The sequence below is a fragment of the Peribacillus glennii genome, from assembly GCF_003429105.1.
Classification (GTDB): Bacteria; Bacillota; Bacilli; order Bacillales; family DSM-1321; genus Peribacillus; species Peribacillus glennii.
This window is the reverse complement of sequence record NZ_QVTD01000003.1, coordinates 490030-502456: the sequence shown is the minus strand read 5'-3', so window position 1 is coordinate 502456 and position 12427 is coordinate 490030. Positions and strand designations below refer to the sequence as shown.

Genomic DNA, 12427 nt, shown 5'->3' with positions numbered 1-12427 from the left:
TCTCCTCACCCCTGAGAAGTCCAATTTAATGGAAACCAACCATACCTTTTTGATATAAAAAAAGCCAAAAAGAAGATAGGCTCTCTTCTTTTTGGCTTATGTCTAGTTCTATTGCCTAGCTCATTGCTGCCATCTTTTATTTTGGCTGTAAAATAAACACAATCCCGCTTTTATCCAGATCAAAATCCCATGCGACAAAAGCATTCTCTATCCGGGCATGTAAGTACATTTCGAAGTTTTCTTTATGATGTTCCAGAAGCCTTTTCTCCAGTTTCCTCTTGGCGATCGTCAGGATTTCTTGATTGCCTAAAGATATCAGTTCTTTTTCAATGCTGACAAGTATTTTCTTGCGTATTATCAGTAATGTTCGTGGGTTCAGCAGGTAGGAAATAACCTCTCCGGGAACCTTTTCTGCTTCTTCACTTACTTTAACGATCTCTTCATGGACCAGCTCCTGATTTAGGTAAGAGTTTTGTAAATTGGAATAATCACTTGAACAAACGGCAACAAACATGCCAGATAATGTGTGTAAGTTCCAATCATAATAAAACTCTTTTACATCAACGCCGATGTTCATCCTTATGTAGGCCGTAATCTCAGGTATAAGTGTTTCCATCAGCATATCCCTGTTTTTTTGGACATAAGTGAAATTCTGGTCCTGTTTCAAAAATTTATGCTCCATTGGCGTCAGGAAATCTTTGATATAAATCGTAATATATGGATCGGCCACCATGGCAAAAACCGCTCCCGGCCCTTTACCGAAATACTCCCTAAGCAATCTTCCAATATAACTCCCTATTTCTTTTTCCTTCTGATTTAATCGCATGGACGCCATCCTTTAAGAACGTAGCATTCTATCTAAGTTCCATTGATTCTATTTGGTTATAAACCGTGATAGTAGAGCGCCACGATTTTATTCATAAAATAAGCTTGAAAAAGCGGAGTTCCAGTTACACATCAAAAGTTAGTGTAACTTTATATCTTAATAAATTCTCCATTAGTGAGAAAAAATCCTTTGAACCTCAAAAAAATTACTGTTTGAAATTTTCACTTTTTGGTAGAAGAAGTTAAGTGTTTTTTATTAAAGGACAGGGGAAAATAAAATTAAGAATAAATTGTTGGTCTATTGAAATTATTTCGTAATTAAATGGACAGGATCAGGAACTTACGATTGAAACCCACGAGGGAAGTCATGATAAAGACTCTCGATTTGGAAATGCGGGGACATATTAAGGCAATTAATGATAGGGAAATCCAACATCTTTATTATGATTGGAATTTACAGCATCAGAAAGGAGTTTTTGTTTGGGTCAAGCCCTGAAGGCATTGAATTGGAGAATCAAATAAAGGTTGATTTCGGACGTATTTTGTGCCGGACATAAGCCGGGAGAAAAAGATGACTTCTATTCTTTCGGCTTTTTTGTTTGTCGAAAAGTGACTAGCCGAATCATTTGTGTGGAAAAGGAATGTCAAGCATGCAGAGAAATGGTTTTAATTTATGGTGGATGACCAAGGTATTTACTTGATGAAACGGGAACTCGGACGATTACTGGACGATTATCAGCGGTGCCGAATCAGATATGAAATGCCAGTTTCCATTCGGGTTCTGGTTTTTTTGTTTGAAAATGAAGAAAAGGGGTTTGGAACAAGAGGATAAATACCGAACTATAATTTAATGTGAGTGTTTAAGGGATCTTGATTTAAGGATAAATTTTTAAAAATGAACTTCCAAATTTATAAAACATAACTATGTTTTTAATGTAAGCGCTGTTATGATAAAAAGACAGATAATTAGGAAAATACAGAATAATACATAAACAAGAGGAGGTTTTTTTGTGAGAATGGTGAAAGGGTTTCAATCGACCTCAATGAACGACTATCAATTGAATACGACAACATTGATCCGGCATGCTGTCCGGAACTTTCCGAATCGGGAAATTTTGTACCGGAGCGGCAATCAGATTCATCGGTATACCTACCGGGAGGCCTTTGCACGCATGGGCCAGATTGCCAATTTCCTTGAAAACCAGCTTGGCGTAAAGCCGGGGGACAAGATAGGGATATTGGACTGGAATTCCGCCCGGCATTTCGAATTGTATTTTGCGATTCCGGGGACAGGTGCAACCATGCTGCAAATGAATTTGCGGATTTCACCGGAGGATTTATCATACGTGACAAACCATAGTGAGGCAAAATATATCTTTGTCGACGAAACTTTATTGCCTCTGGCAGAAGCCATTGCCCCGCATTTAGAGACAGTGAAGGGCTTTATCATAATGTCAGATAAACCAAGTTCAGAAATCAAAACAGCGTTATCGCCCATCTATCATTTTGAAGAGAAAATCAAGCAAGAAAGCGCTGAGTATGATTGGCCAATGATTGATGAAAACACCGCCTATAATGCCTGCTATACTTCTGGAACAACCGGAAAACCAAAGGGTGTGTTCTATTCTCACCGAAATATATACCTTCACACGGTGGAAATGGGCGCATATATTGGGGTGAACTGCGATGACACTTTATTGGTCATTGTTCCAATGTTCCACGCTCAATCATGGGGACTTGTTCACGTTGCAGCAATGATGGGTTCTAAAATCATCTTGCCCGGCCGCTTTACGGCGGAAGATACATCGGTTCTGGTTGACCTCATGCTTCAGGAAAAAGTAACCCTGGCTGCAGGATCACCAGCCATTTTCCTTCCCATGCTGCATTATATCAGGACGCTTGAGGAAAAACCTGATTTTAGTAAGGCTCGTTTTTTATCTGGTGCTTCAGAACCACCAGTCTCGATGATGAGAGGGTTTAAAGAGCTTACGGGCGCTGAAATCATTCATGCATATGGTGCTACAGAGACAACTCCGCTTGTATCAATCAATTATCGATTGAACCCATCCTTGCAAAATAAGCTGACGGAGGAAGAAAAGTGGGATTTAAGACGCAAACAAGGATTACCTGTAACAGGAATTGATATCAAATTGTGTGACCCGGATACAGGCGAAGAACTTCCTCGTGACGGCAAGTCGATTGGAGAAATTTGTTTAAGAGGTCCGTGGATAACGGGTGCCTATCATAATATCCCTGTATCTGAAAGCCAGTTCCGCGATGGCTATTGGAGGAGCGGTGATGCAGGTACAATAGATGAGAATGGATATTTGAAAATCGTAGACCGAATCAAAGATGTGATTAAAAGTGGAGGCGAATGGATTTCCTCCATTGATCTGGAGAATACATTGATGGGTCATGAAAATGTTGCCGAGGCAGTGGTTGTCGGAATCCCGCACGCCAAATGGCAGGAACGTCCGCTGGCGCTGGTCGTCACGAAGGACCGAAATCCGGTTCCACGTGAGGAACTTGAAGAATTGCTTTATGACCATTTTGCAAAATGGCAATTCCCGGATGATATACTGTTTGTTGAAGAAATTCCGAAAACGAGTGTAGGCAAGTTCAATAAAAAGGAAATCGTCAAACTGTATGAAAATCTATACCTGCAAGAAGGAGGAAAAATTCCTTCAGAATTATAAAGTGGGACTGTCCCCCAAATGACATACCGGACAAAAACTAACCCCAAGAATGACGTTTAATTTTCTTGGGGTACTACATGATAATCAAGCCTCTAAACCTTTATCCAGGAGGCTTTTTAGTTTGCTTACGTTTCATAAATTGGTAGTACGGGAATTAAATACCGGGAAGCTAAATTACTCTAAGTGGAGGTAAAAAAATATGGCGAGAAAGAAATGTTTGCTTTTTATGATATTCATGATCTTATTAGGGAACCTAGCTGGGTGTTCAGATGATACAGATAAACCTGGAGTTAAAAAAGAACCTGTAGAAGCAGATGAAGATAGGAATTCCAATAACACGGGAGAAGATGCAGGACGAGCTAATTAAAGCTAATATACCGCCTTGTGTTTAACCTTAAGAAGCCTTATGGGCTTTTTATTTTGGCTTTATCCTGGGGGGAATGTATTGTTTTTATATGAGCTTCTTTGGCGAAAAATAATACTGTAGTGGTTAAGTGCAAATATATAGGATGTTGCAATAAATCCCTATACTAGTGGATTTAAAATCTTAAGGGAACATAAAAAGGGGAGCGTTATGAGAAAAGTTGAGGTAGTACCATATAATGAGCAATGGTTTTCGAGATTTATTTAAGGAAGAATCCGAACGTTTGTATGAAATTTTCGGTCCCGAACTCATCCACATCCACCATATCGGCAGTACATCTGTAAATGGACTAAAGGCAAAGCCTGTTATTGACATAATGCCTGTAGTTAGAGACATTAAGCGGATTGACGTATTTAACGAGGCAATGGCCGCAAGTGGTTATGAACCCAAGGGAGAAAACGGGTTAGCTGGACGCCGCTATTTCCAGAAAGGCGGAGATAATCGAACTCACCATGTCCATATTTATCAGCTGGGAAATCCTGAGATTGAACGCCATCTTGCATTTCGAGATTACTTGCGAGTAAATCCGGATATTGCAAAAAGGTATGGAAACTTGAAAGAGGAATTGTCCATACGTTTTCCCTATGACATTGAATCATACATCAAAGGAAAGGAACAGATAGTGTTGGAGATCGAACAAAAGGCATGGGATTGGTACCGAAATGCTAGGTGAATAATATCAAGAACTTTAAAAACAACACCAGAAATTATTTGATTGTTAAGTTGGCTTTTAATAAAAAATGAACTTATCCCTCCGATAATAAATGTAGGGTTAAACAAGGAGGAATATAAAGTTTATGAAAAAGGTTTTTAGTCTGTTTACGGTACTGACTATATTGTTTGCTTTACTTTCACCGGAAACTAAAGCTGCAACAGTCAATACCAAAAAAAGTCGTGTGACTTACACTTTGAAAGATGCTAAAGGGGTTAGTTATAAAGTATATGTAATCGGTACCGGTGAGAAAAAGGCTAGAGGTGACATTAATTCAAAGTATGAATGGGCATGGCCATATGCTGGTATAGACAAAGGTGATAGCATTTATAATGCTGATTACAAGATTTATCTTCAAAAAGTTGGTGCAAAAACAATCTCATATACTGGCTACCAGCTGAAAGATTATGTATATAATTTCACACAGAAGATGATTTATGAAATTAATTCCAAGTATAAAGGACAACCTGACCTTTTTGGAGTGGCTTTTGCCAGCGGGTCAAATCACGATGGTGCGGATTTATTTATCGTGAAAAAAGGAAAATTAACCAGAGTTAAAAATGATGTTTACTATAATCAGGGGATTAAACCTAAAAATATTGGGAAAAATAAATTCAGGGTTAGTTATTATAATTATTTACAAGGAAAAGACCAAAGTAAAACGTTTATTTTAGATCCAAGCAAAGGAACATTTAAATAAAATTTAAGTAAGAGCTCTTCAACCTGTATCAAACAATAAGTACAAGAAATCCCTTCTCTGTTGAGAAGGGATTTAATTTATGCTTATTAACGTTCACACGCAATTCCGTCTTTGTCCCGGTCTTTTGAAGAATTCGCTTTATAAAGGGAACTCGATACAACAGGTTTGTATTTTGTTTTTCCACCCTTATTTTTCACCTTGGATGAACGGGCTACGCCGCCTTTGTATACCTTATTCAATTCCGTGCAGTTTTTAAAGGTTTTAGTCTTCGCTTCTGCTGTATCCATTGATCCAAACGAAAAACTAAGAACCAGTCCAAAAGAAAGGGTGGTTCCAATTAATTTTTTCATAATCTGATATACCTCCAAATTAATAATGTAAGTTTCAATACATTCCCTTATCGTATTTCTTGGCGTAACTCATGGCTGAACGGATCCTGCTTTCATATCTATAGGTTCCATAGTCGTAAAAGTCTTCAACCCATCCGGCTTTCGTAATATCTTCTTGAAGCAGCTTTCCATCGACCCAAACCCATGCTAAAAGACGGTTGTATTTGTCATACTTGTCTTTTCCATCTAACTCCAGGGTGATTTTCTTTGCCTTTTTAAGCCGTGAGCATGTGTAAATGCTTGCTTCTTTTCCGTACTTTTCTTTTGAGGTTGTATACTCTGGTGTATCAATGAAAAGAAAGCGGGTTTTTGTTACCTTGCCATTGATTTTGAAATTAGCCGTATCTCCGTCTGTACAGCTTGAGAGAGTGGCGGGATATTTCGTCTTTAGTGTTGGTGCGGGTTTAGGTGCAGTGCCGTTTGGCAGGTTATAACCGCCTTCAACATAGATCTTGTTCACTGTAAGCTGATTTTTACAAGAGTTGCTGCTGTGCTTTTTAATTAGTGTAAGTAACTGAGCTTTGCTTTTTGCTGTTTTGGCCAGACTGGTAGGCTTATGTAATAAATACGCACAATCAGAGCTGCGAAAGTGTCCTCCCAATTTGTCCAATCCCCCTGGATGGGCGTCTGGCTGATTTGGAAAAATAGATACAAATACAAAGGTTGCAACGACAATCAATAATTTTTTTACCTTCCCCATGATAACCACCTTTATTACATTGGTAAATAAGAAACAAGCTAATATTACCACGAAAATGGATAATTAAGGGTTGGTAAATAAAGTTAATTATCATGCGGGATAACATGGATTACAATTGAAGATCCATTGTGCTAGTTCGCAACATGATGGTTACCGGTTAATAAGTGGGATTTAAGAGTGTCTTTGCAATATTCTTTAGCTTTCACAACTGAAATCCACTAAAAATATTTAGGAAGGGAAATTAAGCTTTTTTATTGATTTTAACAAAAATAAGTATTAATCTAGAATTATTCTAAATATAGTTAAATTTTCCTACATCTGAAAAAGGCAAATCCGTTGAAAGGCGGAGACGCAAAGCCATGGGTCTGTCGTTGGTGCTACAAGCCAGCTATGATCGCCAAGCTGCCGGATAGCATAAAAGCTATTCTTCAGGGATAGTTTTTTTTATTGGGTTCGGACTGGGAAATATTAAGGAAAGGGAATTGAGAGCGATGAAAATGACAATCGGCAAGAAAATGATGGGCGGGTTCCTAGGGGTTTCATTGCTGCTGGGAGCTATTAGCCTTATCTCCATCTTCGGGATGCAAAAAGTAGAGAATTCCTATTCGGATTTAGTAGACCGCCGCTCGGTGATCCTTGCAAATGCGAAAGATATCCAAACGGGCGCCTCCCGGGAAATCTCCGGTCTGCGGGGAGTATTGTTGGGCGAGGAAGGTTCTGAAGAAATCCTTAACGAAGCGTATACTGAAATAAACGATGAACTCGAGTCGATCCTTCCTATGGTGCAACGACCGGAAGTAAAGGAACAATTAAAGGAATTAGACCGGTTAAATGAAGAGTTCGAACGAGAGTCCAGGCAGGTAATTGCTTTAATGCAGGACAATAAAGTCGAGGCCCGGCGTTTGGCGAATGAAACGGCCATCCCGATTGCTAGAGAGGTGCGGGACATAGCGGATACCATCGATAATGACCTGCAAAAGAACATGGACACGGCGAGCAAGTCGACATCCGAGATGGTTAACGGTGTGCAAGCCCTGATTCTCTTCCTAAGCATCGCTTCTTTTATCATATCTATAGTGGTCGGCATTTATATCACTCGCAAGATTAAATTCCCTATCTTAATGGTGGAGGCGGCGGCCCACCGAGTAGCAGATGGTGATTTGACCCAAGAGGATATCCAGGTAAAAAACAAAGATGAGCTCGGAAACCTGGCGGATGCATTCAACCAGATGAAACTTAATCTTCGTGAGTTGGTGCAACAGGTCAGCCACAGTGCTGACCAGGTCTCCTCCACTTCAGAGGAATTGTCAGCCAGTTCGGAACAGACGAGCCAGGCCACGGAGCTGATCTCCCGGTCCATCCAGGGTATTGCGGCGGGTTCCGAAGCACAGGCTTCCTATGCGAAAGAGGTTGAACAGGCAACCCTTGAAATCACGAGCAGCATGGGACAGGCTTCGTCTTCCGTTCAGGCCGTGTCAGAATTGACAGCGGATGCGAACGGAAAGGCGAAAGCTGGGAACCAAGTGGTACATAAAACTGTGGAACAAATGAGCCGCGTGCAAGAAACGGTGCAGGGAACCTCCCGTGTAGTCGATACTGTGGGGCAAAAATCTGTAGAAATTGGTCAAATTGTTGACCTAATCACACAAATAGCCGACCAGACCAATCTTTTAGCGTTAAATGCCGCCATTGAAGCCGCAAGGGCAGGGGAACATGGGAAGGGGTTTGCCGTCGTAGCGGATGAAGTGAGAAAACTTGCAGAACAATCAGGACAAGCGGCAAAGCAAATTGGTCATTTGGTAAAGGAGATCCAATCCGAAGCTTCAAGGGCAGTGGAATCCATGAATAATGGGACTGCCGAAGTGGAACGTGGTAGGGACTTGGTTCTCAGGACCGGGGATGCCTTTAAGGATATCCTGCAGGCGGTCGGGCAAGTTGACGCGGAATCGAAGCAAGTACTAGCCATTGTAGAAATGATCCAGGAAAGTTCGAGCAGCATGGCGGACAAGATGGCAGGCATTTCGCAAATCACTGAACAATCCGCTTCAAATACACAGGGCGTGGCGGCGTCGGCGGAAGAACAGACCGCATCCATGGAAGAAGTAGCCGCATCTGCAGAAGCATTAAGCCGGATGTCCCAGGATTTAAAAACATCTATTGGAAGGTTCAAGGTGTAAGAAAAAGGTAGACGATATTGGTATGAATTAACACCGCTCGTTTGAAATACATAATTGTTCGTAACCTTTTAAAAGAGGATTTATGAAAATAGTCTTCTCTAAGATGATCTCTGTTTTCGCAGTTTTGAACAGGGGTCATCTTTTTTAATCCAGATATGATACTGGTTCGAAGGACAAAATCCGGGAACAAGAAAAGAAAATGTCCCTCATCAGGGATATGAAGTGAAAAATTCATGAGTCATGTAAGAAATAACAGTCATATATTGAATGGTTCTGAACAAACTAAGGACGGTCTAAATAGTTTAAAAACAGAGGAGGACACTGCTATGGATATAAAGCTGTCTATGGCCGATAATGGCTTAACGGATGTGATCATGAATGTTGAAGGCATTGATTATGAAATCGGCATGGTAGAGGAACATCCCACAGCAGAGGGATATTATAGGGCATATTCTTATGATGGTGCATTATTGCAATCATCAGAATATCATTATGCCTTTGCAGACTTTGAACAAGCAATAAGCGCATTGCTGGATGTTTACCAAAGAATGCAGGATAAAAGGCAAAATCATTAAAAACAAAAGGGCTGGAAATGTAACTTTCTAAGGAAATGTTTCAACAATTATTACTTTGTATAGTTTAAGAATAGTAAACATTCCCTGCAGTTCCTTGGAATAAATAATCTTTCAGTAACAATTATTTAGTGGTACCAGATTGCTTCACGATTTAACTGTCATCCGCGAAGTGAGCCAAATTCCCGGCATAATCAGCCGATTTGGTTACTGATTCAGCCGCAATACTTGGGAATTCCAGCAGATTGCCCGACGATTTAACTGTCATCTACGAATAGAGCCAAATTCCCTGTGGATTCAGCCGTTTTGTTTAATGGTTTTCACTAAAAAGACTCAAAAGTCGATGCTATTTCTTAACAAAATATAAAAAAGGCCCGATTCAGCAAGTGAACCACAGCCTTCCCGGACCCTATATACGGTTACCTTGTATCTTTTGCTATATCACATTCGTTGAAGTGCTAAAGAACGCGCACTAATTTAATCTTCATCTGATTTCACCGGTGCTTGTTTTGAATGTTTTCCTTCATGCTCGGCTAATGTCCATGACAAACCCGGTCTTTCAAAATCTGGTCCTTGCATGGATTCTCCCTTGGTGTTTTCGGCGGCTGCCTGTATCATTTTTTCCCTGTTATTCGGCAATCTACTCACCTCCTGTTTCTTGCTATTCTGTGTAGCATCAGTTGTTCATATACACAGGAGAGAGGTGGAAAAGGACAGAGATTCCAGGTTTAATTAATATGAATGGCAAAATATTTGCCGCATCCGGTAATGCTTATGATTAATTATTGATTGTATTTTATAGAAATTGACAAAAGCAGTGTAATATAAATGAATAAATAGTATTTTGATCCGGTGCTTTAGTTTAAATATTTTTTCCTTAAAACGGAACTGTTGGGTTTATTTAACTACCCTTAAGCCCTTCCCTTCAAGAATATCTCTAATGCCTTGTTCACAAACCCCATACGATCGCCAGGAACAAGATTCACACACAACTTGAATATCGGAGGGGACGACATGCTTTTCGATGAGCGACTCAATGTCCTCCCAACTCAGAATTTGTCCGACTTGAAGGCCTAGTTTTCCTAATATTGCGGCATCTCTTTTATAAATATGCTCGTCTTGGCAGTGGTATTCACCTGAGTTTGGGTATTTTTCACACAACTGATCGGGCCCCTTTATAAGTTGAATATTCATTTTGGGGTTTTCTCTCAAGGTTTGATGCAGACGTGTCATATTTTCAACGTATTCTTGGGAATAGCCCATTCCCCGAAAGCCCAACAGGCAAAATAGGTGATGACCTCTTAGCTTAAACATAATTTCCCCCCATTTAGTCATGCTGCGATTCACTACGAATGTTAACCAAAACAATTAACAAGTTAACTAATTTTTAATTATCATAACATAACATACCGATTCAATTGGAAACTTTTAAAAATGTACTTTAGGTAATATCTCGTTATCGACTAATTTTTATTTATTGCTTCTAGTTTCTTATGTGGAATTATATTTTTTTATTTAAAGAAAAATGGGACTTCTATTAATAAAAGAATGAGGTGAACTTGTTCAATCACCACGGGCGTTTCAAAAAGGTAAAGTATAGTTAATAGATTACCAGCTTTTTTGGAATCAACTGAAGCAGGTTTTTGTTCTTTATGGAAAAAATCGACAGTGGTAAAAGCTGTATATATTTTCTATATAAATATTATATAGAAAGAGGTTGTAATGTACTTTTTATGTCAAAATTGCTAATTGTATTTTTAATGTTTAGATAGTATATTTTACTAACTCGATTGTATTTATATCGAGAAAGTGATAGTCTTTGTAGACATACCCTATGTATAGGAGAACATAATCTATGGTAGTGAAATGACACATACTACTATTTATTAAAGAACTCACATTACTAATTTACTAGCCATAACCGGGTTCGTAACAAAGGAAAAATATTCTTTATGTTAAAATACGCGGATAAAAGGAATGACACAATGGATAAAATTGCGTTATTAAAAAGTCTAAAAAATGCCCGTCAAGGTAACATCTTTTCCTTAGAGATTCCAAACCATACAATTGAAAATGGAAAGCAAATTGAGGAATTGGCCGAGGAATTAGTACGAGATGGAAACATTAAATTAAGAGAGTGTGTTCAGAGAGAATACTCAATTTATTTACATGGAATAATCAAGTATGCATCCGAATAACCGGGTGCTTTTTTAAAGTCGGCGAAGCACCGCTTGCATTAAGAATTATCACACTTCCTTTTATTTCAAGTAGTTAATCTCCATTTAAATCCTATTTTGAACTAAAAATGACTATATTTTTCAAGTTCATGTCACCTACGGGAACGTGGAACCACCATTCAAGAAAATATAGGGATTGGGCGAATAAGAGTACGACAATGAGATTGCCCCAACTTTATTCAATTTAAATAATTTTGTATTAACATTCTGTATTAGATACTTTTTCACTCAAAAAGAAAGAGGTTTCTTGTTTGGATTTATTAACGGGAATAAAAAACATGGTCAGTAGGAAGAAACATATTTTTCAGATAAAGTCTCCAGCATAGTGAGCCCTACCCAGAATTCAGGTTCAATATCAAACCCACCACATAGTCAAAAGATGCTTGTTTTATCCCCTATACAGTGTATTGTTCAATTGTATCTAGATTGTTCTTCAACTACTGCCCAAACAGCAAAAATAAAGTGTAATTAGATAATTATTAACAATGATAAAGACTGAATAAATTTTTTCCCAACAAACAAAGGCATTTTTATTTGGGCTAAGGACATTTTTATTGAAGAAGATAAGTTCCATCTTTTAAGAATATGAACAATGAAGATGTTTATTTCGATGGATGGATATAGGAATAAGCAAAACCTAGTCTAAATGGGTGAATACTTGGATGACAACTGCTATTAAATCCATCCATCAAGCAGAAACTCTGAGAAGACATGTGCAGAATTGGTGACGATTGGGGACGTACTGAAATTCTAATGAGGCTGCGTAAACCCTTGGCAACCTAGAATGGTTGCTATAATTCTTAGCTTTTCATTTCCTTCGTCCTGATATTTTTTTGATAGTGATTTAAAGAGAATATATACAAGATCTTTTTGTAGAAGGGCTTCTATCGCAATTTTTCCTGTTAGATGTTGGAACAGAATAATGATTAATTTCATTTATTTCCTTATTTCTCCTAGCTTGATTTTTTGTTTATTTTTATTACAAATCTAAGGAG

The 12427-nt window shown here is 38.8% G+C and carries 14 protein-coding genes and 1 riboswitch; of the genes, 8 read left to right on the top strand and 6 right to left on the bottom strand.

What is annotated here, in order from left to right; genetic code table 11:
* Positions 1–136: 136 nt before the first annotated feature.
* Positions 137–826, bottom strand: a complete 690-nt coding sequence (locus D0466_RS03970) for a DUF2294 domain-containing protein (RefSeq protein ID WP_117321255.1) — start codon at positions 824–826, stop codon at positions 137–139.
* A gap of 672 nt (positions 827–1498) precedes the next feature.
* On the opposite strand from D0466_RS03970, the gene D0466_RS22070 reads away from it, so the two are divergent.
* The 5 genes from D0466_RS22070 (at position 1499) to D0466_RS03955 (ending at position 5357) form a co-directional block, all read left to right on the top strand.
* Positions 1499–1657 carry a hypothetical protein gene (locus tag D0466_RS22070; protein WP_158555814.1) on the top strand — a complete coding sequence of 53 codons (159 nt, stop codon included), beginning with the start codon at positions 1499–1501 and terminating at the stop codon, positions 1655–1657.
* Between the two features lie 184 nt (positions 1658–1841).
* Positions 1842–3521: a long-chain-fatty-acid--CoA ligase gene (locus tag D0466_RS03965; protein ID WP_117322201.1), complete on the top strand. Its 1680-nt coding sequence runs from the start codon at positions 1842–1844 to the stop codon at positions 3519–3521.
* Between the two features lie 199 nt (positions 3522–3720).
* Complete coding sequence (locus tag D0466_RS22065; protein ID WP_158555813.1) at positions 3721–3888, top strand: hypothetical protein; 168 nt, start codon at positions 3721–3723, stop codon at positions 3886–3888.
* Between the two features lie 235 nt (positions 3889–4123).
* A complete protein-coding gene (locus D0466_RS03960; protein WP_117321254.1) occupies positions 4124–4618 on the top strand; it encodes a GrpB family protein in 495 nt (164 codons plus the stop codon).
* 124 nt (positions 4619–4742) lie between these two features.
* A complete protein-coding gene (locus tag D0466_RS03955) occupies positions 4743–5357 on the top strand; it encodes a hypothetical protein (RefSeq protein WP_117321253.1) in 615 nt (204 codons plus the stop codon).
* 86 nt (positions 5358–5443) lie between these two features.
* On the opposite strand, the gene D0466_RS03950 is transcribed toward D0466_RS03955, so the two are convergent.
* Together D0466_RS03950 and D0466_RS03945 are read right to left on the bottom strand one after the other, a co-directional pair.
* Complete coding sequence (locus tag D0466_RS03950) at positions 5444–5707, bottom strand: excalibur calcium-binding domain-containing protein (RefSeq protein ID WP_117321252.1); 264 nt, start codon at positions 5705–5707, stop codon at positions 5444–5446.
* A gap of 34 nt (positions 5708–5741) precedes the next feature.
* On the bottom strand, positions 5742–6446 hold the full coding sequence (locus D0466_RS03945; RefSeq protein ID WP_117321251.1) for a thermonuclease family protein: 705 nt from the start codon (positions 6444–6446) through the stop codon (positions 5742–5744).
* Between the two features lie 316 nt (positions 6447–6762).
* Positions 6763–6856: riboswitch (cyclic di-GMP riboswitch) on the top strand.
* 81 nt (positions 6857–6937) lie between these two features.
* Between D0466_RS03945 and D0466_RS03940 the strand changes: the two genes are divergently transcribed.
* Both D0466_RS03940 and D0466_RS03935 read left to right on the top strand, forming a co-directional pair.
* Positions 6938–8623, top strand: coding sequence for a methyl-accepting chemotaxis protein (locus D0466_RS03940; protein ID WP_117321250.1), 1686 nt, complete (start codon positions 6938–6940; stop codon positions 8621–8623).
* A 326-nt stretch (positions 8624–8949) separates the two neighbouring features.
* Entirely contained in the window at positions 8950–9198 is a 249-nt protein-coding gene (locus D0466_RS03935; RefSeq protein WP_117321249.1) for a hypothetical protein, read from the top strand.
* Positions 9199–9672: 474 nt separating this feature from the next.
* Here D0466_RS03935 and D0466_RS22060 read toward each other — a convergent pair whose 3' ends face one another.
* Both D0466_RS22060 and D0466_RS03930 read right to left on the bottom strand, forming a co-directional pair.
* A complete protein-coding gene (locus tag D0466_RS22060) occupies positions 9673–9834 on the bottom strand; it encodes a hypothetical protein (protein WP_158555812.1) in 162 nt (53 codons plus the stop codon).
* A gap of 258 nt (positions 9835–10092) precedes the next feature.
* Complete coding sequence (locus tag D0466_RS03930; protein WP_117321248.1) at positions 10093–10509, bottom strand: DUF1284 domain-containing protein; 417 nt, start codon at positions 10507–10509, stop codon at positions 10093–10095.
* A 671-nt stretch (positions 10510–11180) separates the two neighbouring features.
* On the opposite strand from D0466_RS03930, the gene D0466_RS03925 reads away from it, so the two are divergent.
* The gene (locus D0466_RS03925; RefSeq protein ID WP_142919884.1) at positions 11181–11393 is read left to right on the top strand and encodes a hypothetical protein; all 213 of its coding nucleotides are present in this window, start codon (positions 11181–11183) and stop codon (positions 11391–11393) included.
* 789 nt (positions 11394–12182) lie between these two features.
* On the opposite strand, the gene D0466_RS03920 is transcribed toward D0466_RS03925, so the two are convergent.
* Positions 12183–12368 (bottom strand): hypothetical protein, encoded by a 186-nt coding sequence (locus D0466_RS03920; protein ID WP_117321246.1) that lies wholly within the window; start codon positions 12366–12368, stop codon positions 12183–12185.
* Positions 12369–12427 lie beyond the last annotated feature (59 nt).